Annotated in this window: 23 protein-coding genes and 1 pseudogene; 7 read left to right on the top strand and 17 right to left on the bottom strand. The window is 54.9% G+C overall.

The annotated features are described in order from the left end of the window. Positions 1 to 13: 13 nt before the first annotated feature. From ABD851_RS14075 to ABD851_RS14060, 4 genes are all read right to left on the bottom strand, one after another. Positions 14 to 862, bottom strand: a complete 849-nt coding sequence (locus ABD851_RS14075) for a sugar phosphate isomerase/epimerase family protein (RefSeq protein WP_344980366.1) — start codon at positions 860 to 862, stop codon at positions 14 to 16. Positions 863 to 994: 132 nt separating this feature from the next. Beyond that, complete coding sequence (locus tag ABD851_RS14070) at positions 995 to 2998, bottom strand: hypothetical protein (RefSeq protein ID WP_344980364.1); 2004 nt, start codon at positions 2996 to 2998, stop codon at positions 995 to 997. 125 nt (positions 2999 to 3123) lie between these two features. Continuing rightward, on the bottom strand, positions 3124 to 3507 hold the full coding sequence (locus ABD851_RS14065; protein ID WP_344980362.1) for a hypothetical protein: 384 nt from the start codon (positions 3505 to 3507) through the stop codon (positions 3124 to 3126). 63 nt (positions 3508 to 3570) lie between these two features. Beyond that, positions 3571 to 4191 (bottom strand): 4'-phosphopantetheinyl transferase family protein, encoded by a 621-nt coding sequence (locus ABD851_RS14060; protein WP_344980360.1) that lies wholly within the window; start codon positions 4189 to 4191, stop codon positions 3571 to 3573. 41 nt (positions 4192 to 4232) lie between these two features. Between ABD851_RS14060 and dcd the strand changes: the two genes are divergently transcribed. After that, positions 4233 to 4769: a dCTP deaminase gene (dcd, locus tag ABD851_RS14055; RefSeq protein ID WP_344980358.1), complete on the top strand. Its 537-nt coding sequence runs from the start codon at positions 4233 to 4235 to the stop codon at positions 4767 to 4769. An 84-nt stretch (positions 4770 to 4853) separates the two neighbouring features. After that, a complete protein-coding gene (locus ABD851_RS14050) occupies positions 4854 to 5042 on the top strand; it encodes a cold-shock protein (RefSeq protein WP_344980356.1) in 189 nt (62 codons plus the stop codon). A 64-nt stretch (positions 5043 to 5106) separates the two neighbouring features. Here the strand turns inward: ABD851_RS14050 and ABD851_RS14045 are convergent, their stop codons facing one another. Both ABD851_RS14045 and ABD851_RS14040 read right to left on the bottom strand, forming a co-directional pair. Next, positions 5107 to 5790, bottom strand: a complete 684-nt coding sequence (locus ABD851_RS14045) for a YggS family pyridoxal phosphate-dependent enzyme (protein ID WP_344980354.1) — start codon at positions 5788 to 5790, stop codon at positions 5107 to 5109. A gap of 77 nt (positions 5791 to 5867) precedes the next feature. After that, on the bottom strand, positions 5868 to 7016 hold the full coding sequence (locus ABD851_RS14040; RefSeq protein WP_344980352.1) for an acyl-CoA dehydrogenase family protein: 1149 nt from the start codon (positions 7014 to 7016) through the stop codon (positions 5868 to 5870). A 212-nt stretch (positions 7017 to 7228) separates the two neighbouring features. Between ABD851_RS14040 and ABD851_RS14035 the strand changes: the two genes are divergently transcribed. Next, on the top strand, positions 7229 to 8176 hold the full coding sequence (locus ABD851_RS14035; RefSeq protein WP_344980422.1) for an arginase: 948 nt from the start codon (positions 7229 to 7231) through the stop codon (positions 8174 to 8176). 5 nt (positions 8177 to 8181) lie between these two features. Here the strand turns inward: ABD851_RS14035 and ABD851_RS14030 are convergent. The 5 genes and pseudogenes from ABD851_RS14030 to ABD851_RS14010 all read right to left on the bottom strand — a co-directional run. After that, positions 8182 to 8670, bottom strand: a pseudogene (locus ABD851_RS14030) (cytidine deaminase); the annotation flags it as partial. 168 nt (positions 8671 to 8838) lie between these two features. Beyond that, positions 8839 to 10014, bottom strand: coding sequence for a signal peptidase I (gene lepB, locus ABD851_RS14025; RefSeq protein ID WP_344980350.1), 1176 nt, complete (start codon positions 10012 to 10014; stop codon positions 8839 to 8841). A gap of 253 nt (positions 10015 to 10267) precedes the next feature. Further along, a complete protein-coding gene (gene lepB, locus ABD851_RS14020) occupies positions 10268 to 11428 on the bottom strand; it encodes a signal peptidase I (protein WP_344980348.1) in 1161 nt (386 codons plus the stop codon). Between the two features lie 221 nt (positions 11429 to 11649). Next, positions 11650 to 12096 carry a type II 3-dehydroquinate dehydratase gene (aroQ, locus tag ABD851_RS14015; protein WP_344980346.1) on the bottom strand — a complete coding sequence of 149 codons (447 nt, stop codon included), beginning with the start codon at positions 12094 to 12096 and terminating at the stop codon, positions 11650 to 11652. Between the two features lie 100 nt (positions 12097 to 12196). Further along, positions 12197 to 12343 (bottom strand): hypothetical protein, encoded by a 147-nt coding sequence (locus tag ABD851_RS14010; RefSeq protein WP_344980344.1) that lies wholly within the window; start codon positions 12341 to 12343, stop codon positions 12197 to 12199. A gap of 165 nt (positions 12344 to 12508) precedes the next feature. On the opposite strand from ABD851_RS14010, the gene ABD851_RS14005 reads away from it, so the two are divergent. The 3 genes from ABD851_RS14005 to ABD851_RS13995 all read left to right on the top strand — a co-directional run bounded on the left by ABD851_RS14005 (position 12509) and on the right by ABD851_RS13995 (position 15129). Then, on the top strand, positions 12509 to 13279 hold the full coding sequence (locus tag ABD851_RS14005) for an exonuclease domain-containing protein (protein WP_344980342.1): 771 nt from the start codon (positions 12509 to 12511) through the stop codon (positions 13277 to 13279). Between the two features lie 75 nt (positions 13280 to 13354). Beyond that, positions 13355 to 14095 (top strand): polyprenol monophosphomannose synthase, encoded by a 741-nt coding sequence (locus ABD851_RS14000; RefSeq protein WP_344980340.1) that lies wholly within the window; start codon positions 13355 to 13357, stop codon positions 14093 to 14095. A gap of 107 nt (positions 14096 to 14202) precedes the next feature. Further along, a complete protein-coding gene (locus ABD851_RS13995; RefSeq protein WP_344980338.1) occupies positions 14203 to 15129 on the top strand; it encodes a DMT family transporter in 927 nt (308 codons plus the stop codon). 19 nt (positions 15130 to 15148) lie between these two features. On the opposite strand, the gene ABD851_RS13990 is transcribed toward ABD851_RS13995, so the two are convergent. From ABD851_RS13990 to ABD851_RS13970, 5 genes are all read right to left on the bottom strand, one after another. Further along, positions 15149 to 15916: an enoyl-CoA hydratase/isomerase family protein gene (locus ABD851_RS13990; RefSeq protein WP_344980336.1), complete on the bottom strand. Its 768-nt coding sequence runs from the start codon at positions 15914 to 15916 to the stop codon at positions 15149 to 15151. 2 nt (positions 15917 to 15918) lie between these two features. Further along, positions 15919 to 17241, bottom strand: a complete 1323-nt coding sequence (locus ABD851_RS13985; RefSeq protein ID WP_344980334.1) for a dihydrolipoamide acetyltransferase family protein — start codon at positions 17239 to 17241, stop codon at positions 15919 to 15921. Between the two features lie 72 nt (positions 17242 to 17313). Next, on the bottom strand, positions 17314 to 18588 hold the full coding sequence (locus tag ABD851_RS13980) for a CinA family nicotinamide mononucleotide deamidase-related protein (protein WP_344980332.1): 1275 nt from the start codon (positions 18586 to 18588) through the stop codon (positions 17314 to 17316). 64 nt (positions 18589 to 18652) lie between these two features. Further along, positions 18653 to 19132: a PIN domain-containing protein gene (locus tag ABD851_RS13975; protein ID WP_344980330.1), complete on the bottom strand. Its 480-nt coding sequence runs from the start codon at positions 19130 to 19132 to the stop codon at positions 18653 to 18655. After that, the gene (locus ABD851_RS13970) at positions 19099 to 19302 is read right to left on the bottom strand and encodes a hypothetical protein (protein WP_344980328.1); all 204 of its coding nucleotides are present in this window, start codon (positions 19300 to 19302) and stop codon (positions 19099 to 19101) included. Before ABD851_RS13970 ends, ABD851_RS13975 begins: the two co-directional genes overlap by 34 nt. Positions 19303 to 19438: 136 nt before the next feature. On the opposite strand from ABD851_RS13970, the gene ABD851_RS13965 reads away from it, so the two are divergent. Next, positions 19439 to 20899, top strand: coding sequence for a DUF4419 domain-containing protein (locus ABD851_RS13965; protein WP_344980326.1), 1461 nt, complete (start codon positions 19439 to 19441; stop codon positions 20897 to 20899). Here ABD851_RS13965 and ABD851_RS13960 read toward each other — a convergent pair. Further along, a complete protein-coding gene (locus ABD851_RS13960; RefSeq protein WP_344980324.1) occupies positions 20884 to 21297 on the bottom strand; it encodes an acyl-CoA thioesterase in 414 nt (137 codons plus the stop codon). The two genes, ABD851_RS13965 and ABD851_RS13960, sit on opposite strands and share 16 nt — an antisense overlap. Between the last annotated feature and the right edge of the window lie 18 nt (positions 21298 to 21315).

Raw genomic sequence — 21315 nt, 5'->3', positions numbered from 1 at the left:
AGCATGATCGGCTTTATCCCGGAAAACAGGACCGGAGAAATTTCAATCCTTGTGTGGCCAGCGCTTCCTGCGAAGGTTCTATTTCCCGCCAGATGGAGGCGGCGCGGGCAATGACCTTTACATCGGGGGTAAATGACTCGATGACTACGGGGCCGGTATAATTCACCTGCTGCAGGGCCTTCGCTATGGCTTGCCAGTCTGTATGATCGTTACCCGGCGCTCCCCGGTCGCTTCCCGAAGCATGAAAATGTCCCAGCCGGGCACCCGCTTCAAGGATCGTTTCCGCAGGATGCTTTTCCTCGATATTCATATGGAAGGTATCGAGGTGCACCGTAAGGGCCTTACTGTCCACTTCCCGGATCATACGCAGCGCCTGGGCTCCGGTGTTGATAAAATCCGTTTCATAACGGTTCAGGGGCTCTATCGCCAGCAGCAGGCCTGCCTTTTCCGCATGTTCTGCCAGCGTGAGGAGGTGCCCGGCCACCGTTTCCCATTGCCGTTTATAGTCTTCAGGCGGTGTGGCTTCCGCTCTTCCCACCACCGAATACAGGGGGCCGGCCAGCACCTTGCAGCCCAGCTCGGGCATAATATCCAGCAGCCCTTTAAGATAATCCAGCGCGGTTTGCTGCTCGGCGGGCGTACCCCGCAGGTCGCGGCCCGGTCCCATTGCGGCGCAGAGGGAAGCGCAGCTGAGCCCGTCGTCCGACAGGGCTTTCGCTACCGTATGGGCATCGATATCGGTAAGATTTTCCAGCGCGATTTCCACGGTATCAAATCCCCAGGACTTAAAGCGGGAGAAATAGCCGATGTCCCCATTGGTAAAGGGGGAGCTGAACAAAAAGGTGTTTATTCCGAATTTCATGCTCAACCTGTTTTTGGGTATAAAGGATGACCGGACGCCGCCGCTGAAGCAGCCCCGGCGATAAAAATAGACGATAACCCCTGCTTTACTATCCTGTGCTGTACTGCCTGCCGTCTTTCACGGCCGCGCCGGTTATTTCTTCCAGATGCAGCGGTAATTGAACCGGCGGTTGGGGGCGCTGTCCCCGTCGATACAAAGCGAGATCGGGTCCTTAAGGTCGGCGGGATTGTCGCACCAGTGGAAATCAAAGCTCAACGCATTGCCTTTCAGACCCAGCAGCTTCTGCGGAACAGCCAGCTCCAGGGCATTGCCGCGGTAGCGGTAATCCAGCCTGGCTATCGTCTTCCAGGGATCCCCGCCCCTATCCGGATCATACCGCATCAATGTTGTGGTACCTCCATCCACTATCTTCCGGTTGATCAGAAAATCGTAGCCATGCCAGCCGGTGGCAGGGTTCCGGTCCGCATCGATCAACAGCAGCATCCAGTTATTACCCGTATGCGGGGTAAGCGCCGAGTCCGTGGCTGCATAGAAGTACACCTTGTCCCGGTCGACAGCCACCTTGCAGGTCACGATATCGTTGCGTCCTGAGTTGTTGGTATAATGCAGGCCGCCGTATCCGTTATAATCCCGGTGAAAAACGTCTCCCCGGGTATCGCGATACTCCACGGCTACCTTCTTCCAGTCGGAGAAATCCCCGTCGATCTTCAACGAAGACCAGCCTTTCAGCACCGGTATGGGCCGGGCGCCTTTATAACGCCGGATGTTCTCCGCCATCTGCATGTAATAATTATCCGTATACCCGCCCTTCATCGGCTGAATGGCACGGTTGAACTCGGCGTTGTACTGATCCACGAAGAAGTAAGGGCTCTTCCTTCCCATAAACGACGTGGTCTTCCCTTCGCCCGGCTGGTATTTTCCCGCCGTCCACTCGTTCCAGTCGTTGATATACAGAAACTGCGGATCAACCTTCAGGGCTTCATCCCAGCGCTGCTGGAAATAGATGCCATATCCTTCCGGGTGACGAACGGTTTTTCCCAGCCAGGGCACATAGGCCGAATCCGGAAGATCGTACCGGTTCAGCGGAGGCTCTCCTTTCTCCCGGGTCCAGGATTTTCCGATCATGCTCGATGCATGCTGCCCCGGCGTTACGGCAGCTTCCTCTTTTTTGCCGTTATGCCGGGAAACCAGTTCCTCCGGGGACATGATCTTCACATTTTCATTGCCCATGTCGTAGCCGAAGCTCCAGTTATCCTCGGTGCCCACAAAACGTTTTCCGCCCCATTTGTAATAGCCCCACCACATGGTCCGGAGGGTAAAAAAGTCTTTTACCGCGTGCGTATAGTCGTGGTAAAACGGCTGTGTATATTCCGGATCGCCGTAATGGGGATTGCGGGTGTCGGTCCGCGCAGTGCTGTCGTAATGCGGGTTGGGATTTTTTACGCCTCCCCCGTTGGCGTCCACGCTGGGCATGCCGTTATACAGCAGCAGGGGCTTGCCGTCCCAGTAGAACCAGAGGTCCCTGTACTTTCCTGTTTTATAGATTTTGTCATAGAGGTCCTGCACCACGCTGATCACCGGTCCGTTAAAGGCCCAGAAACAAAACTGCGGCACCTTGTTGCCTTCCGCCTTCATCTTCTCCATCACTCCGAAGATAACATCCCACTCGCTCCAGTAACGCACGGCATTGGTGACATCCATGATCAGGACATCCACGCCGGCATCGCTGAGCATGGACATATCTTTCCGGACCACGTATTCGTCCTTGCTGAGAAAATATCCGGCCTCGGGTTCTCCCCAGTGATAAGAGCCTTCCTTCCAGAGGGGGTGCTTTGCATCCAGCCGTGCGCCGGGATCGGCCGCCAGCACTTTGGTGACATCCCCCGCATAGGGACTTTTCAGCTTCGCCAGTTGATCGCTGTGCCAGGTGATATAAAACATACCGACTACGCGGCGGTGATCTTTCTTCGGAGGGCCCGCTTCCTGTTCGCCGGGCATGGTCCGCCCCAGGGCGTCGGTCGCCACCCAGGTATCCGGATACAGATCGCGGTAATACGAGGTATGGGACTGCGAGAAAAGTTCCCGTGAACAAAACAGTATAGCCACAAGAAAGAAGACGGATAGTTTTCCCTTCATCATTTATCGGGTTTATAGCGGCAAAGAGCGGCAACCTGCTGTCCGACAGCAGGAAATACCTGTCTTCGACGGATGCCAAAGTACGGCGCCCCGGAAGCCGAACCATCCTGTCCTGTCCTGCTGTTTTAGCTCAGCACGGCATCCTGAGGCCGGCTTTCTCTTTTGACCAGCATATAGTAATCGTCTTCGAGCAGCATATAGCCGTACTCGTAGCAGAAGTAATAGGTATGACGGTTGCGTGTTTTGTAGATATGGGTATAATAGGAGAAGTTGAACCCTTTGTCGACCAGCTGGGACTGGGCAAGCCGTATCTTCCCGGTATCCGGGGGAATAAGAGTCTCCAGGATACTGCGGTTACGCCGGAGGATATGGTTTACCCTCCGCACGAATGCATTGGCATCTCCTTTCTGCCGGTTGTTGTAGCTGTTGCGGCACTGGTCATTGCAATACTTCTTGTCTGATCGTCCCTTTATCCTGGCGCCGCATTCCAGGCAGTAACGGGTATCCATGGCAATGGCTGCATTGGTGTTCTGATAAATATACGAAATTATTCCCGAACCTGCCGGGCGGTATCAGGGCGTCATCGTCCAGGCCAGCGCAAAGGTATCTTCCAGCAGGTAATGCAGACGAAAGGGGCAGGACGACGCGCCCTGCTCGAGGTAACCGCTGATCTGTCCGGCGGGCCCGGGCATAAAAGGACGCAGACGGATGTGCTCGCGGAAGCTGATGCCGCCGTCCCCGTGCCATTTGTATACCGCTTCCTTGGCGCACCAGCACAGGGTCAGGTAAGCCCGGCCGTGGTCCCCGGGACAGGCTTCCAGCTCCGCCGCATTGAGGAAGCGGTGTCTTACCCGCCATGCCCGGTCGTCGATATGCTCGAGATCGATACCCGCGCGGTGGCCGGTGCTGACGATGGCAGCGGCCATGTCCCCGCTGTGGGAAAGCGAAAAATGAAAGGCATGCCCGGGAAGATAAGGTTTTCCGGCATTGCCCAGGCGGATATCATGAACGGGAAAGCCGGGGGCCAGTACGGTGAGGAGGTGGCGGGCAGCCAGGTGCTGCAGCCGTTTCCGGGGATGCTGTACCGGCGTTTCAGGCGGTATGACCTGGTTAAAATAGTCAGCTGCTTCCGCGATGCGCCAAATTCCTATCTTTGTGTCCGCATCAATTTGTATAGCTCGGATTAAGGGCATAATTTTCCACCCAAAAATATAAAGTAAAACGCACACGGAGCATGATTTTATCCGACACCCGCATCCTCGAGGAAATAGAGAAAGGCACTATTGTAATAGATCCGTTCGACCGGAAATATCTGGGCACAAACTCCTATGACGTGCACCTGAGCAAATACCTGGCCGTATACAAGGACAGGGTGCTGGATGCCCGCAAACACAACGAGATAGAGCATTTCGAGATACCGGAGACGGGCTTCCTGCTGCAGCCGGACGTCCTCTACCTCGGGGTGACGCTTGAGTATACCGAAACGCATGCCCATGTACCCTTTCTCGAAGGAAAGTCGTCTACCGGCCGCCTGGGTATAGACATCCATGCCACCGCCGGGAAGGGCGATGTGGGTTTTTGCAATACCTGGACGCTGGAGATATCCTGCGCCCAGCCGGTCCGGATATACCCGGGGATGCCCATCGGGCAGCTGATCTACTTCATGGTGGAAGGCGAGGTAGCCACGTTTTACCATACCAAAGGGAACGCCAAATACACGACCCGCACGGTCCGGCCCGTGGAAAGTATGATGTGGAAGAACAGCTTTTAATTTATCATAAAAAAATTTTTCATATCTATGTAAAAAACGTATCTTGCAGACAGCAATTTATTATTTGTTATTAATTATTTATCAATGAAAAAAGGCACCGTAAAATTCTTCAATGAAGCCAAAGGATTTGGTTTCATCAAAACTGAAGATGGTCAGGAAATCTTCGTACACGTTACGGGATTAATTGACAAAATCCGCGAAAACGACCAGGTCGTATTTGATGTCGTTCAAGGCAAAAAAGGATTAAATGCAGTAAATGTAAAACTCGCTTAATTGCATACATATTTTTTGCCAGCCGGGCCGGTTATCCGGCCCTTTTTTATCCCTTTCCTTCCCGTTAAGGCCTGTTCCGCTCCCCGAACAGGAGGCTGCCGACACGTATGAGGGTGCTGCCCGCTTCCAGCGCCAGGCGGTAGTCTGCGCTCATGCCCATAGACAACTCGCAGAATACTTCGGGGTCCATACCATACCGGTCGCGGACCTTTCCGAAGAGCGTCTTCAATTTCCCAAATTCCGCGGCCACCTGTTGCTGATCCGGCGTAAACGAGGCCATGCCCATCAACCCGGTCAGCCGTATATGCCGGAAATCTTCCGGCGCAGCGGTTACCGTTTCCGCCACCTGGTCCAGCTCCTGCTCATCGAGACCGAACTTGGTGGTTTCGGTAGCAATATGAATCTGTAGCAGGCAGTCGATACGGCGGCCATTCTTCCCGGCTTCCCGGTTTATCGCATGCAGCAGCCGCAGGCTGTCCACACCCTGTATCACAGATACAAAGGGAGCGATGTATTTCACCTTGTTGGTCTGCAGGTGCCCGATAGAATGCCAGCGGATATCCCTGGGCAGGGCGGCATATTTGGCGGTCAGCTCCTGGACATAGTTCTCGGCAAAGATCCGTTGTCCGGCTTCATAGAGGGCAAGGATATCGGATGCCGGCTTTGTCTTGGATACCGCCGCCAGCTTTGCGCCGTAAGCGGCGGCTACCGTACAAAGTTCCCGGTAAGCGGGGATGTTTACTGACATATTGCGTTGAGGACAAAAACGCAAAGATACTGTTCTTCCGCCTGACGGAAAAGAGCAGGCCGGTGGCGGATGCGGGCTCAGCCGGCGCTTTCCAGCACGGAACGGCTGATGATCATGCGCTGCACCTCGCTGGTGCCTTCGTAGATCTGCGTGATCTTGGCATCCCGCATCATGCGTTCTACATGATAGGCTTTTACATAGCCGTAGCCGCCGTGTATCTGTACCGCTTCGGTGGTGACCCACATGGCGGTATCCGAGGCATAGAGCTTGGCCATGGAGCTGCTCAGCGTATAGTCACGCCCCAGGTCCTTATCCGCGGCGGCCTTCAGACACAGCAGGCGGGCGGCTTCTATGCGGGTGGCCATGTCCGCCAGCTTGAACTGTATGGCCTGATGCATGCCGATAGGCTTGCCAAAGGTCTGTCGCTCGCCGGCATAGCGGAGGGAACGTTCATACGCCCCCGCGGCAATGCCGAGGGCCTGTGCGGCAATGCCTATACGCCCCGCGTTGAGACACTGCATGGCATATCCGAAACCGGATCCTTCTTCCCCGAGGCGGTTTTCCTTCGGTATCTTCACGTCTTCAAACAGGATGCTGTGCGTATCGCTGCCCCGGATGCCCATCTTGTTCTCCTTGAGCCCTACGGTCACGCCGGGCCAGCTTTTTTCGACGATAAAGGCATTTATGCCATGAGTTCCCTGCTCCGGGCGGGACTGCGCCATGACGATATACACCGAAGCGGAGCTGCCGTTGGTGATCCAGTTCTTGGCGCCGTTCAGCAGGTAATGATCACCCTGATCGACGGCGGTGGTCTGCTGTGCCGCCGCATCGGAGCCGGCTTCCGGCTCACTGAGCAGAAAAGCCCCCAGCATTTCCCCCCGCGCCAGCGGAAGCAGGTAGCGTTGTTTCTGCATTCCGGTGCCGGTCTGCTCCAGCCCCCGGCATACGAGGGAGTTGTTGACGCTCATGCAAACGGCGGCCGAAGCATCCACTGCAGCAATCTCTTCCATGGCCAGCACGTAAGATACCGTATCCATCCCCGCTCCTCCGTAATCGGGACTTACCATGAGACCCAGAAAGCCCAGCTCACCCATTTTTTTTATCAGCTCCTCCGGGAAATACTGTTTCTCGTCGCGCTCGATAACGCCGGGCAGCAACTCCTGCCGGGCAAAAGACCGGGCTGCATCCCGGATCATCAGTTGTTCTTCGCTGAACTGGATTTGCATAACTTATCGATTAAAGCCAATGCGACAAACCTACTGATAATTCGGTGCGCGGAAAAAGGGGCTGGATTAATTTAAACGGCCTTCCTGTCCGGTGGGTTTTATTTAGAGAAAAACAACAGGACGCGCGTCTTTTTTAAATATTTTACAGCCCTCTGAAATCCTTCATAGCGGGTATTTTGGCGGTGTGTAAAAAACCGTTAGGTTTGCCGGGCATGAAAAAGATCAGGCTAATCGGGGTAAAGTCGGAGATCGGCGCGGGCACGCGGGGCGCCAGCCTGGGCATGGACGCCATCCGGATCGCCTCTCTCGATTTCATGAGCAATTTCTTTGACCGCTTTCCGGTTGAAGAAGTGGAAACGGAAAACCGGCTGCTTTTCGAACCGGTGGCATCGCCCTATGCCAAACGCATCAAAGGCATGGTGGATCTGTATGACCGGGTCAGCAAAAGCGTGTGCAGCGCGCTGCAGGAAGGCGGCTTCCCCGTTGTGCTTTCGGGTGATCATGCCAGCGCAGGAGCCACTATCGCCGGCATCCGGATGGCCCGCCCCGCCGCCAGGCTCGGGCTGATCTGGATAGATGCGCATGCGGACCTGCATACCCCTTACACCACGCCTTCCGGTAACCTGCATGGCATGCCCCTGGCGACCGCCCTCGGGGAAGACAACCGCGAATGCCAGGTCCATGCCATAGACGAAAACACGGCAAGACAATGGGAACAGCTTAAAAACACGGGTAATATCCGCCCCAAGGTGTCTCCGGAAGATGTGGTCTTTATCTCGCTGCGCGACTACGAAAAGGAAGAGGAGCACCTGATCCGGAAATACCATATGAAGGTGATCACGACCGCCGAGATACGGAAGCAAGGCGCGGAAGCGGTGGCGCAGTCCGTATTGGATTATCTCGACGGCTGCGATGCCGTTTATATTTCCTTTGACGTGGACAGCCTGGATGCCGCTATCTCGAAGGGCACCGGCACACCCGTCAGCAACGGCTTGCACGAGCAGGAAGCGGGAGAGCTGATGGCCCGGTTTATGCGGCACCGTAAGGTCTGCTGCTTTGAGATCACGGAGGTAAATCCTACGCTGGACAAGGAGAACCGGATGGCCGAGATCGCCTTCGGCATCCTGCAGCGCAGCGTGAACGTATGGCTTACGAATTGACGGGATCAGCCGAGCATGGCCGCCGAGAAAGCAAAGGGCAGCAGCAGGGAAGCGGAAGGGATGACCCATACAGGGCCCGTTTTGCCGCCCATAACCACCCGGATGGGATGCTGCAGCCGGCCTTCATATTCCAGCAGGGTCTGCCGGCAGATGCCGCAGGGCGAAACGGGATGGTCGCTTTTGCCCGCCTCGGGATCGTAGCTGATGGCGAGGGTATCCACGGCAGTGCCGGGGTAGCTTGCGGAGACGGCAGCCAGGGCAACACGCTCGGCGCAGAGGCCCGCCGGGGAAGCTGCATTCTCCTGGTTGGCGCCGGTCACCACTTCTCCGTTTGACAGCAGGACCGCCGCTCCCACGCGAAACCGCGAATACGGGGCATAAGCCTGCGCAATGGCCTGCTGCGCCTGCAGCAGCAGCATACGGTCCGCTTCCGGCAGCGCAGCGATGTCGGGATAGGTAGTATATTCAAAAGAATGGCGGACTTGTTCCATTTGAAGTTTCTGGTTTCCGGTTTCTGATTTCCGGTTTGAGGTTCAAGGTCTAAAGTTTAACGTCTAAAGTTGATCTGCCCGGGATGAAACTTTGGACTTTAGGCTTTGAACATTAAACTTAAAATGCCTTTCACCCCTCACCCTTCACCTTTCACCTTTTACCTTTCACCTCTAATTTATTCCGCTGAAAAGATGATTCCAGCGGATGCCGTCATCTCCTTTGCTGAAATAGACAAAACGCGGTTTGCCCACGATATGATCTTCCGGCACAAAGCCCCAGTAGCGGGAATCCAGGGAGTTGTCCCGGTTATCCCCCATCATCCAGTAATAGTTTTTCCGGAAGGTATAATGATCGGTTTCCTTTCCGTTGATCAGGATACGGTTGCCCGATACGGTCAGCTTATTGCCTTCGTAGGTGGTGATGATCCTTTTGTACAGCGAAACACTGGCGGAGTCCAGCCGGACCGTCGCTCCTTTCCTGGGGATATAGACCGGGCCGTAGTTACCGTTGCTCCAGGAAAAATGCTGCGGGTCGTGCGGAAAAAGCTCTCCCGAGGACGCCCTTTCCATACGGCTGATGTCCACCACATTTGTGAATGACCGCAGGGTCTTCAGCTGCCCGGGCGTCAGGCTGAAAACATAGGTATCCGCAGCATACTGCCCGGGCGTGGCAATGCCCAGCTCTTTCAACCGTTCGCCGTTAAAGGGCGTACCGTTGGTCTGCACCCGGTAATTTCCTTCCGCTTCAGCAGGCAGCGCCGACAAACGTCCGTTGATATACAGGTTATTATCGGTCAGCTGGAGGGTATCGCCCGGCAGGCCCACACAGCGTTTTACAAAGTTCTCCTCCTTATCTACCGGCCGCACGACAATATCCTGTCCGAATTTCTTCCAGGTCTCCTCCCTTCCCAGCTCGCGCATGACCTGGTAGTAAGTGATCTCCGAACCGTATTCGGGCCGGTCGATGACCGTATCGCCCGCAGGAAAGTTAAACACCACCACGTCGTTTCGACGGATCTCGCCGGCAGCCGGCGTACGGAGGTAGGGCAGGCTGATCAGCGTGGAAAAGGAGCGCAGGCCAAAGATGCTGTTCTGTACAAAAGGAACGCTCAGCGGTGTCATCGGAATGCGGGCCCCGTAGCTCCATTTGTCCACAAAGATGTAATCGCCCGTCATCAGGGTATGCTCCATGGAGGCGGAAGGGATATGATAAAGCCCGAAGCCGAAGATGCGGATAGGGCCGGCCACGAGAAGCGCAAACACCAGCGCCTCCGTCCACTCGCGCAACGGCGACTTCTTCCGGCGGCCTGCCGTTTTCTTTTCTTTTTTTGTGCGGTTGAATATCATGACAAGGAATGTTTCTGGTTTGAAGTTTATCTCGCGCACTATGATTTTAAAGGTCTCGATGAACGCTGCGCGTTTCCAATTTCCGGTTCAACGGTCTAAAGTTTCGTTCCAGGCAGATAAACCGTAGACTTTGGACCTCAAACTTTAAACTGCCTTTCACCCTTTACCTTTCGCCTTTCGCCTTTCACCTTTCGCCTTTCACCCTTCACCTTTTACCCTTCACCTTTTACCTTTTACCTTTTACCCTTCACCTCTAACGGATCCCGTTAAAAAAGCGACGCCAGCGCAGGCCGTGGTGATCATAGCTCATCCAGATAAACCAGGCCTTGCCCACCACATGATCTTCCGGCACAAAACCCCAGTAGCGGGAATCCAGGGAGTTGTCCCGGTTGTCGCCCATCATCCAGTAATAGTCCATCTTAAAAGTATAACGATCCGCCGGCTGACCATTGATATATATCTTCCCGTCCTTTTCCTCCAGCTTGTTTTGCTCGTATACACTGATGAGGCGACGGTACAGCGCGATGCTGGCTGAATCCAGATGCACGGTGACGCCTTTTTTGGGTATCCAGATGGGGCCGTAATTGTCGTGGTTCCATTTGTAATGCGCCGTATCCTGCGGAAAAACCTCCGGGTCGATACCGCTGTCGTCCGTACGCTCCATGCGTTTTATGTTGGTGAACCGGGACAGTGCAGCGGAGTCGTCCTTCGTCAGATAAAATCCGTATACCGCGTTGGCGGCATTCACGATGTCCGGCGGATCGATCCTCAGCTCATCCAGCCGGTCCGGATTGATGGCCGTGCCGTCGGTCTGGATCAGAAACCGCTTTTCCGAATGCGGAGGAACGGGCGCCATCTTCCCGTTGACATACACATAGCCATCCACCACCTGCAGCGAATCGCCGGGGATGGCCAGACAACGTTTGATATAATTTTCACGGCGGTCTACCGGGCGGGAAACGATTTTATAATTACTCCGCATATAGGCGTCTCCGTATACCCGCTTCAGCTGGTAATAATCCTGCTCGGGCTGCTCCAGCACCACCGTATCTCCCTCGGGGAAATTAAAGACCACCACGTCGTTGTTCCGGATCTTTCCGAAACCCGGCAAACGGTGGTAGCCGAAATGCGGCCAGTCCGAATAGGATTTGATGTTGAACAAAGGCATGGTATGAAGCGTAAACGGTACCGCCAGGGGCGTCATCGGCACACGGGAGCCATAGCTCAGCTTGTTGACAAACAAAAAATCGTTTACCAGGAGCGTCTTCTCCATCGAGGGCGTGGGTATGGTATAGGCTTCGAATAAAAAAGTGCGGATAATCGTAGCGGCGATGATGGCAAAAATGGCGGCGTCTATCCATTCACGGACAACTGACTTCTTTCTTTTTTTCCCGGAGGAGAATTTCCACTTCATGTTTTCAGATAAAGGATAATTATAATTTAAGAGGCAAATTTACCATTCTATCGTTTCCCGGAAAGCGCTCTCGTTAAAAAGTTTTCTTAATTTTCAAAAGGCAGGCCCTGGTAAATCTCGGATAAAAAGTGTATTTTTAACAAAATTTAACTATATTTACCCTCATCAACCAAAATCTGAATGATAAACCCGCATGTTGATCCAGACTTGCGGGTTTTTTACTACGCCTTTCCCCTGTTCTTCAGCTCCCCGCTCTTCCCGAAGTAAGCCACGCCCAGGGCATATCCTTCCAGTCCCAGCCCGCATACCGAACCTACGCATTTTGGGGCAATGAGAGAAGTATGGCGGAAAGCTTCCCGCGCATAGATATTGGAAATATGAATCTCGATTACGGGTGCAGGTATGGCGGCAATGGCATCCCGTATGGCCACCGAGGTATGGGTGTAGGCCCCTGCATTCAGCAGTATGCCGTCTGCAGAAAAGCCTTTTTCCTGCAGCACATTCACCAGCTCTCCCTCCACGTTGCTCTGAAAATAATGAAAAGTCACTTCCGGATATCGCTGCCGCAATTCCTCCAGGAAAGTCTCAAAAGACTGGTCTCCGTATACGCCGGGCTCGCGTTTGCCCAGCAGGTTCAGGTTGGGACCATTGATAATGGCTATCGTCATAGATATGAATTACACGGGTTATGGCCGCGCATATAAGAGCCGCTGACGCATGCAAAGGTCAAAAGGAGCCGTGCGCTGATCAGGTTAAACGTCGCCGGCATCAGACCCGTACTGCTCCGGTATGTGCCGGAAAGGCTTCTGCCTGCACGGGACATCCCAGCTGCCTCGAGGCGCCGCAGGAGGTCAGCGCTGCTCCGAACAGTGCCATACAGCCGGCGATCAGTATATATCTTGCCCACTTATTCATCGGTATTTTCCTTTTTTTATTTCCCTTATTTTCAACGTTAAAAGTACCATTTTATGCATAGTAAATCCCGGTTTTTTTTACAAAGTTCTGCCTTCCGGACGAACAAGCCTGCCCCGGCTTTGAAAGAATCCATTATTTTTGAAAAAAATTAAGGCATTACCGCTCATGAATCTGAAATTAATACGACCGCTTGCTTTTATCGATCTGGAAACCACCGGTACCAACATTGCCATTGACAAGATCATTGAGATCGCCATCATCAAAATATTCCCCGACGGCAGCTCGCAGTCCAAGGTAAAACGCATAAACCCCGGCATTCCGATACCGCCCGGCTCTTCCGCGGTACACGGTATCTATGATAAGGATGTGGCAGATTGCCCTACTTTCCGGGAAGCCGCCAACGAGCTGAAGCAGTTCCTCGAAAACTGCGACCTGGCCGGCTATAATTCCAATCGCTTTGATATCCCCCTGCTGGTAGAGGAGTTTTTGCGTATCGGCCTCTCCTTCAGCGTTACGGACCGGAAATTCATCGATGTGCAGAAGATCTTTCACCTGATGGAAAAGCGCACCCTGGGGGCCGCTTATCAGTTTTATTGCTATAAGTCCCTCGACAATGCCCACAATGCGGAAGCCGATGCCCGGGCAACCTTCGAAATACTGGAGGCCCAGATCGATCGCTATACGGAGCTGAGCAACGATGTGCTTGCCCTGTCCGCCTTCGGGGGAGAAGAATGTTTTGTGGATTTCGGAAGACGCTTTGTGATGGAAAACGGCGTTGAAATATTTAATTTTGGAAAATATAAAGGGAAACCCGTTCGCGAGGTGCTGCGGCAGGAACCGCAATATTACGACTGGATGATGAAGGCCGATTTCCCGCTCCATACCAAACAGAAGCTGTCTGAGATCTACAGCGACATGATGTTAAAGAAATCCTAATTCACGGGCGGGTTCCCGCATCTGTTCAGCGGTTTATGTTAGTTTCGCCCTGTTTTTTTCAAAAAATACGCCTGTTTGGGAAAATTAGTCATCATACCCACCTATAACGAGAAGGAAAATATTGCCAGGATGCTGGAGGCTATTTTCGCCTTGCCGGAAGATTTTCACGTACTGGTGGTGGACGACGGCTCTCCGGACGGCACTGCCGCTATTGTACAGTCGCTTATGCCGCAGTACAACGCCCGGCTCTTCCTCGAACAGCGTTCCGGTAAGCTCGGCCTCGGCACGGCCTATATCCACGGCTTCAAATGGGCGCTCCGGCACGGGTACGGCTATATCTTCGAAATGGATGCTGACTTTTCGCACAATCCCAAAGATCTGATCCGTCTCTACCGGGCCTGCGCCGAAGAGGGAGCCGACGTGTCAGTGGGCTCCCGTTATGTGAAGGGCGGCCGTACGGAAAACTGGCCCTGGGACCGCAACATTCTTTCTTACGGGGCCTCGGTATATGTACGCCTGGTCACCTGGATGCCGGTAAAGGACGCCACGGCCGGCTTTGTCTGTTACAAAAGCCGGGTGCTGGAGGCCATTCACCTGGACGAGATACCCTTTGTGGGCTACGCTTTCCAGATCGCCATGAAATTCTCCGCCTGGAAGCTGGACTTCAGGATCAGGGAAATACCCATTACCTTCGTGGACCGGCAGGAAGGACAGTCCAAAATGAGCCGGGGCATTATCAAAGAAGGCATATTCGGGGTGCTGAAGATCCAGTGGATGAGCCTTTTCCGCAACTACCGGAGCAGGGTGAGCAAATGAAAATGCAGATCTGCCCTTGTCATGTACCGTTCCGGGCTGCCATAAACCCGGTTTCGTCAACGCCTCGGCAGGCGGATGACCTTTAAAAAAAATCAAGCAACCCAAGGATGAAAAAGGCACTCCTGCAGCTGCACACCGCCGTGTTGCTCGCCGGCTTTACCGGGGTAATGGGGCGCCTGATCTCCCTGAACGAAGGCGTACTGGTCTGGTACCGCCTGGGTATCACTGCCTTTACGCTGCTGCTGATCTTTGCCGTCCGCAGGAAGATTCCCCGTCTTCCGCCGGGGGAGATAGCGCGTATTGCTTTTGTCGGGCTCCTGGTAGCGCTCCACCTGCTTTGCTTTTATGGCAGCATCAAATACGCAAACGTATCGATCTGCCTGGTCTGCTTTTCGGCGGGCAGCTTCTTTTCAGCGCTTACCGAACCCCTGCTGCTCAGAAAAAGGTTCAATGCCGGGGAGGCGCTGCTTTCGGTGATCGGCATGGGCGGCATCTACATCATCCTGCATTTCGACCGCCGCTATACCACCGGCATCATTCTCGGGCTGGCGGCCGCTTTCCTCAGCGCGCTGTTCACCATCCTGAACAAAAAGCTCACAGACCGGCATACCTCCCAAACCATTACTTTTTACGAGCTGGGCTCGGGCTTTCTCTGTCTGAGCCTGCTGATGCCTTTTTATCTGCATGTCTTCCCCGGAAGCCGGCTGGTTCCCAGCTGGTCAGACTGGGGTTACCTGCTGCTCATGAGCTGGTGCTGTACCATCTGGGCCTATGATCTGATGCTGAATGCGATGAAGAAGGTATCGCCCTTTACGGTAAATCTTACCTATAACCTGGAGCCGGTGTACGGTATCCTGCTGGCCTTTCTGATCTTTAAGGAAAACCGTTCCCTGGGACAGCATTTTTATATGGGTCTTTTCCTGATCTTTCTGTCGGTGGCGATGCAGTCGTGGCAGACCCTCCGCCGGCACCGCAAAGAACGCCTGCCGCAGCAGAAGGCTGTTCCTGCGGGAGAAGAGCCGGCTACAGTCTGAGGAAGGCACCGGCTGCCGTTTAACGTTTACCGGCTTTGAAGGCGGCCATGGCTGCGCGCGCCTGCGCTGAGAGGATCAGCATCCCGCTTAGCGCCGCCCGCTCCGCCAGCAGCGTATCCCAGTGCTCCGTACCCTGCCAGAGCATCTGCTTAAGGGCCCGCATGGCCGCCGGGGAAGAAGCCGCCAGCTCCGCCGCCAATGTTGCCATAGCGGCGTCCATGCCGGCGATATCCGCAAAAAGTTCGGTATAGAGCCCATGCTCGCGCGCCCATGCCGCGCTCTGCCATTCCGATGCACGGATGGCCAGTCTGCTCAGGGCCGCCAGGCCTATCTTTCTTTCTATGGCAGGAGCCACCACAAAAGGACCGATGCCCAGGGTCAGCTCGCTGAGGCGGATGGCGGCAGCCTCGGTGGCAAAGCAATAATCGGTGGCTGCGGCTATACCTACTCCCCCTCCCACTGCCTTGCCTTGTACCCGGCCGATGATCAGCTTGGGACAGCGCCGGCAGGCATTGATCACGGCGGCAAAACCGGAAAAAAACTTTATTCCCGCCGCTTCATCGGTCACCGCCGCCAATTCGTCGAAGCTGGCGCCGGCACAGAACGTGCGGTCGCCTGCGCTCTCCAGCCGGAGCACATGTGCGGCCGGGTCCGCGCCGCCCCGTTCGACGGCGGCGGTCAACGCTTCCAGCAGATAGGCAGGCAGGGCATTATGGGCAGGATGAAAAAAGCGGATGGTACCTACGGCCTGGTCAACGCTGTAGTCTACATATCCCTGCTGTTCCATGGTCAGAAATTACGTGCGGGATCGAAATGCTCCAGCTCCTGTGCTACCGCGGTGAGAAAGGTAGCCCCCAGGGAGCCGTCGATAATACGGTGATCGTAGGACATGGAAAGGTACATCATATGCCGGATGGCGATGGAATCGCCCTGGGCTGTCTCCACCACCATGGGACGCTTCTTGATGATCCCCACCGCCAGTATGGCCGACTGCGGCTGGTTGATGATGGGGGTGCCGGACAGGCTGCCAAAGGTGCCTACGTTGGTCAGGGTAAAGGTGCCCTCCTGCGTGTCCTCCGGCTGCAGCTTGCCGTTACGGGCTGCCGCCGCCAGCCGGTTGACCTGCCTGGCGATGCCGGTCAGGTTCAGCTGGTCCGCATTCCGGATCACCGGTACGATTAGGTTGCCGTTGGGCAGCGCCGTGGCCATCCCGATATTGATATCTTTTTTGACAATGATCCGGTCCCCGTCCACCGAGCTGTTGATGAGCGGGAAACGTTTGATGCAACGGACGATAGCCTCGATAAAGAGCGGCATAAAGGTGATCTTCTCCCCTTCTCTTTGCTCGAAATCCTTTTTTACGCGGGTGCGCCACTGCACCAGGTTGGTCACATCGGCTTCGGAAAAGCTGGTGACGTGGGGGCTGGTCTGTTTGCTCTGCACCATATGGGCGGCAATCAGCTTGCGCATACGGTCCATTTCGATGATCTCTACATTGCCGCGGTAAGAAAGCGGGCTGCTCACCGTAACCGACCGCTCCGGGGCGGTCCGGCTGTCCGTATCATACGAGCCCGAGGCCGCAGCGGGTTTTCCGCTCCGTTTTCCGGATACGTACTCCAGCATATCCTTTTTGGTTACCCGTCCTTCGTGCCCTGTACCCGGCACCTGCTCGAGCTCGGCCATGCTCACGCCTTCATCCCGGGCTATCTTCAGCACCAATGGGGAGTAAAAACGTCCTTCCTGCTGTACCGGCGCCTCTCTTTCTGTTTCCTCCTCTTCGGTTATCCCCTCTTCTTCACCCTCCATATCGAAGACGTCCGCATCCAGCGCTTCGCCGGCCAGCACATCTTCCGCCCCGCTGTCGGCCGAAGCCGAGGTCTCGATCCGGGCAATGACCGCCCCCACGGGAACCACATCGTTTTCCCGGAACAACAGTTCCCTGATCTCGCCGTCCACGATCGCGGGCACCTCGCTGTCCACCTTATCGGTAGCGATCTCCAGCACCGTCTCATCCGCCTTTACCTTATCACCCGGTTGTTTATGCCAGTGCAATATGGTTGCCTCCATAATACTTTCTCCCAGCTTGGGCATGATCAGGTCAACTACTGCCATAAGTTCACGGTTAAGTTTTGCTGCTTAAGGTTTAACTACAAAAGTAAGTAAACGGCAGCAGGCGGCAAAGTGCTAAAGGGCCTCCCCCGTTTCGAGGAGCGTCCGCAGCAGGTTCATGGCATAGGACGCCGCCATCGCGGTATTGCGCTGCCGGTCGTGCCGCAGATGATAGCTTTTGGCGAGCGTGCGGTCGCGGCTACCTGCCGCCACCCATACCGTGCCCACGGGTTTTTCGGGAGTGCCGCCTCCCGGACCTAAGATACCGGAGACGGCTATCGCATAGTCTGTATGCAAAAGCGCCAGGGCGCCCGTCACCATTTCCCGCACCACGGCTTCGCTGACGGCGCCGTGCTGCTGCAGGGTATCCGCTCCCACCTTCAGCACTTCCTGCTTTACGGCATTGACATAGCTCACCACGCTGCCCTTAAAATACGCCGAGCTGCCGGGCACCGAAGTAATACGATGGGCAATATAGCCTCCCGTGCAGCTTTCCGCCGTCCCCAGCGTGCGCCCGTTCCGGAGCAGCAGCTGCCCCAGCAGGGCTTCAAGGGTGATATCAGCGGTGGCCACGGTAATATCCGGCAGCAAGGCCTGCAGCTGACCGAATTGCCGCTCCAGCACGGCTTCTGTATCTGCAGGGACAGGACCGATGGCGGTCAGGCGCAGCTTTAGCAGGGCAAAATCCGGCAGGTAAGCCAGCTTAATGCTGACGGGCGGAGGTATGGCAAAAAGTCCCTTTTCAAAATCTGCCAGCCGCTCCGCGACAAAGGATTCCCCCATGCCGGAGGTCAGCAGGGTACGGTGCAGAATAGCCGGGGTATGAAAGCGGGTATGCAGACGGGGCAGCACGGTAGCTTCCATCATCCCCTGCATCTCATACGGCACGCCGGGCATGGAGACGTACACCACGCCGTCCTTCTCGAACCACATGCCGGGCGCCGATCCCCTTTCATTGGGTACAGGGGTACAGGCCTCCGGCAGCAGGGCCTGCTGCCGGTTGCGTTCCAGCATGGGAAGTCCTCTCCGCTGCAGCAGCTGTGTTACCCGCTGCAGGGCCGCTTCATTCCATACCAGCCGGGTATCAAAATATTCACACAATACGTCCTTGGTAATATCGTCTGCCGTCGGGCCCAGCCCGCCGGTGATGAGGATCAGCGGCACCTTGGCGCTTTCTTCGCGTAGCGCCTGCAGGATGTCCTCCCGGCTGTCGCCGACCGCCACCCGCCGCCGCAGCCAGATGCCGGCCTCGTTCAGGCGGGTAGCCATCCAGGCCGAATTGGTGTCGATGGTTTGTCCGATCAGCAACTCATCCCCGATCGTAATGATGGTAGCCTCTGTTTTCTCCACTTTTTTGGGACAAACCTACGCCATTTGTCAGAAAGGGATCGGTACTAAAATCTGAAGAATATTCCTATTTCCGTTCCAGTTCATCCAGTATAAAGGAAAGTTCAGCCGTAGTAATCACTGCCTTAAATCTTTTTTCCTTTAATCCGTGATACAATTGCATGTCACCAGTCCAGAGTTTTGCATCCAATTCTTTCGCCAAAGCCACAAATGGAGTGTCATTAGGATCTATATCCTTCAGCAGTATATTTGCTGATAACCATTGTTTTTCAGCGATAAGGCTTTCATTGATAAATTTTATATTACTGGTAATAAGCAACTCTAACTCATGCAGTTTCCCTTCGGTCAGCTTTGTTATTTTTAACAGCTTTCCTCGATGTTTTTGCAATTCAATTCGCAGAAAATCACAGGTATAAAACTGGAAATGGGTACCTGAACCTATGAGAACCTTGCCAATTCGACCCGTGGTATTCAGAATAGCACTGAAAACAATATTGGTGTCTACAATGATCCTCACGGAACAAACCGTTTCCGGTGCTTTGTCCACCATTCCTTATTGATCTGGCCGGCAAGCTTATCCGCTTCCTCCTGACTGGCTTTGAAAGAAGATGTCAACTCTTTATACCGGGCATAATCCAGAAAAGCCTGCAGGTCTTCTGTATCTACCGTTGAAGGAAGCCGGATGATCACTTCTTTTTTTGTCCTTTCAATCTCCATGGCCGTAAATTTAACTTTACCAAAGTTAAGGGAATTTCATGAGATCATGATGCTCACTCCCTGCAGACTACGGCTCCCAGGAATGCTCCTTTTTTTTAAAAAAACCTTATATTAGTAGAACACTATTCCTCCTCCTATGCATCTGCGTCTACCCACATTCCTGCTCCTGCTGGCAGTTCCTTTCCTCCACGCACAAGCCCAACGCACCTTTACCATCGAAGACCTGGAAAGACCGGATCATCGCCTGCCGGTGGCCGCCTATCCCGATATCCTGAAAGACCTCATCCAAAGGGATGTGGGACTGACCCCGGAAGAGATAGCGGAGCACCACCTTCAGCTTCCCTTCCGGATCATCGCCTGCAGCCGGATACCGGACAGTATGGTGACCTTCGGCTATCATCCCTTTTTCAACGGGATGTACCAGGCCTATGCGGATCACCGCCCCTTTGTGCTGTCGCCGGATATGATCTGGCTGCTGATCGCACAGGGGTTTGCCCTGCATGTGATCAATAACGCCGAAGCCCTCCGGGACCAGCTGGTGCACTTCAACGGAAAGCAAACGCTGATCGTTCAGGACAACCGGATCTCGCTGGACGATCCGGACGGTCCCTGGGAGGAGGTGCTGAACGCCCTTACCGGCCAGATCGCCGAAAATACCGATCCCGGCCTCCTGAAAACCCTCATTCCGGACTTTTCCACTACCACGGTTACCGACAGGGTGGCCGCACAGATCACCGCCATGGAAAGCATGCAGCCTTACTTCGATTTCGTGGTTATTGTGATCAGCTGCGGCATTCCCGGGATCACCCTCGAAGGCAGCCCTGCAGACTGGCAGCGGGTGCGGGAAAAGACCCGGCAGCTCCGGAAATACCGGCTGGGCTGGTGGGTCGACGGGCTGGACCCGGTGCTGAAGGAGTTTGTCAATGCCTCCGGCGGTCATATCGACACCGCTTTCTGGAGGGATATGTTTAAATACCATACTAAAGAGCAATATGGCAATCCGAAGGTGATCGACGGGTGGATCGTCCGGTTTTTTCCGTATGACAAAAACGGGAAAAGAATGAACCTGAAGGAGATCGGCAGCAGCAACCAGCTTCCCAATGAGATCGCCAAGGTAGACCTCAGATATCTGCATTCGGATAACAGCCGCATCACCGAAACGCCGCTGGAGCTGTGGGCCGGCTTCGTGGGGCTGCGGCAGAACAACCGGACGCTGGCGCTGCGGCCGCAGATAGGCTGGATGGTACGGGTAAAAGATACCTCCGCCCTGGCGCTAAAGGGAAAACTGGGCCATCCCGGCCACTGGGGCCGTATACAGATCCGGGTAAAGGAGGTGCCTCCGCCTTTGCTGGCGCTGAAGGAAATCCCGCAGCTGGAGATATCCTTTATCGACAGCATCCGGATACCGGATGAAATGGGGAAGATAAAGATCGGGAAGCTGCAGCTGCACGGCAAAATAACGGAGACGGAAATACGAAGAATCGTGGATATGTTCCCCAATACCCTGCTATCGATCAACGACAAGGTTCGTCCTCCAAAAGCCCGGACGCCTCCCGCCAAGACGGAACATGCCGGCAGGACTCAGGAAGCAAAATAGGGGGCCAGCTTCTCCAGCAATATCGCCGGTACGGCTACTTTCCGGCGGCTGGAGGCATCCAGGAACACCAGGGTGGTAACGCCCGCATTGAGCAGCGCCCCGGCCTCGTTATACAGCTCGGAATGAAAACGTATCTTGCTGCCGGAAGGCATTTCCCGCAGCGTCGTCTTTACAGTCACCAGGTCGTCGTACAATGCCGGACGCAGGTAACGGCTCTGCAACTCCACTACCGGCATGATCACCCCCTGCTCTTCCAGCTGGCGATAGGAGAAGCCTAAGGCCCGGATGGCCTCGGCCCGGCCCGTCTCGTAATAAAGGGCATAAGCCCCGTAATATAAAAAACCCATCTGGTCCGTTTCGCCGTAGCGAACGCGCACCTGCGTAACGGCAGTATACATCTGTTGCAGTTAAAAATC

The sequence above is a fragment of the Compostibacter hankyongensis genome (genome assembly GCF_039541075.1).
GTDB classification, from domain to species: domain Bacteria; phylum Bacteroidota; class Bacteroidia; order Chitinophagales; family Chitinophagaceae; genus Compostibacter; species Compostibacter hankyongensis.
The sequence above is the reverse complement of the archived record's forward strand: the minus strand, read 5'-3'. Positions and strand labels throughout refer to the sequence as shown.

Coding starts and splice junctions, on each gene's coding strand:
- ABD851_RS14075 (WP_344980366.1), bottom strand. CDS start 862: ATGAAATTCGGAATAAACACCTTTTTGTTCAGCTCCCCCTTTACCAAT.
- ABD851_RS14070 (WP_344980364.1), bottom strand. CDS start 2,998: ATGAAGGGAAAACTATCCGTCTTCTTTCTTGTGGCTATACTGTTTTGT.
- ABD851_RS14065 (WP_344980362.1), bottom strand. CDS start 3,507: ATGGATACCCGTTACTGCCTGGAATGCGGCGCCAGGATAAAGGGACGA.
- ABD851_RS14060 (WP_344980360.1), bottom strand. CDS start 4,191: ATGCCCTTAATCCGAGCTATACAAATTGATGCGGACACAAAGATAGGA.
- dcd (WP_344980358.1), top strand. CDS start 4,233: ATGATTTTATCCGACACCCGCATCCTCGAGGAAATAGAGAAAGGCACT.
- ABD851_RS14050 (WP_344980356.1), top strand. CDS start 4,854: ATGAAAAAAGGCACCGTAAAATTCTTCAATGAAGCCAAAGGATTTGGT.
- ABD851_RS14045 (WP_344980354.1), bottom strand. CDS start 5,790: ATGTCAGTAAACATCCCCGCTTACCGGGAACTTTGTACGGTAGCCGCC.
- ABD851_RS14040 (WP_344980352.1), bottom strand. CDS start 7,016: ATGCAAATCCAGTTCAGCGAAGAACAACTGATGATCCGGGATGCAGCC.
- ABD851_RS14035 (WP_344980422.1), top strand. CDS start 7,229: ATGAAAAAGATCAGGCTAATCGGGGTAAAGTCGGAGATCGGCGCGGGC.
- lepB (WP_344980350.1), bottom strand. CDS start 10,014: ATGATATTCAACCGCACAAAAAAAGAAAAGAAAACGGCAGGCCGCCGG.
- lepB (WP_344980348.1), bottom strand. CDS start 11,428: ATGAAGTGGAAATTCTCCTCCGGGAAAAAAAGAAAGAAGTCAGTTGTC.
- aroQ (WP_344980346.1), bottom strand. CDS start 12,096: ATGACGATAGCCATTATCAATGGTCCCAACCTGAACCTGCTGGGCAAA.
- ABD851_RS14010 (WP_344980344.1), bottom strand. CDS start 12,343: ATGAATAAGTGGGCAAGATATATACTGATCGCCGGCTGTATGGCACTG.
- ABD851_RS14005 (WP_344980342.1), top strand. CDS start 12,509: ATGAATCTGAAATTAATACGACCGCTTGCTTTTATCGATCTGGAAACC.
- ABD851_RS13995 (WP_344980338.1), top strand. CDS start 14,203: ATGAAAAAGGCACTCCTGCAGCTGCACACCGCCGTGTTGCTCGCCGGC.
- ABD851_RS13990 (WP_344980336.1), bottom strand. CDS start 15,916: ATGGAACAGCAGGGATATGTAGACTACAGCGTTGACCAGGCCGTAGGT.
- ABD851_RS13985 (WP_344980334.1), bottom strand. CDS start 17,241: ATGGCAGTAGTTGACCTGATCATGCCCAAGCTGGGAGAAAGTATTATG.
- ABD851_RS13970 (WP_344980328.1), bottom strand. CDS start 19,302: ATGGAGATTGAAAGGACAAAAAAAGAAGTGATCATCCGGCTTCCTTCA.
- ABD851_RS13965 (WP_344980326.1), top strand. CDS start 19,439: ATGCATCTGCGTCTACCCACATTCCTGCTCCTGCTGGCAGTTCCTTTC.
- ABD851_RS13960 (WP_344980324.1), bottom strand. CDS start 21,297: ATGTATACTGCCGTTACGCAGGTGCGCGTTCGCTACGGCGAAACGGAC.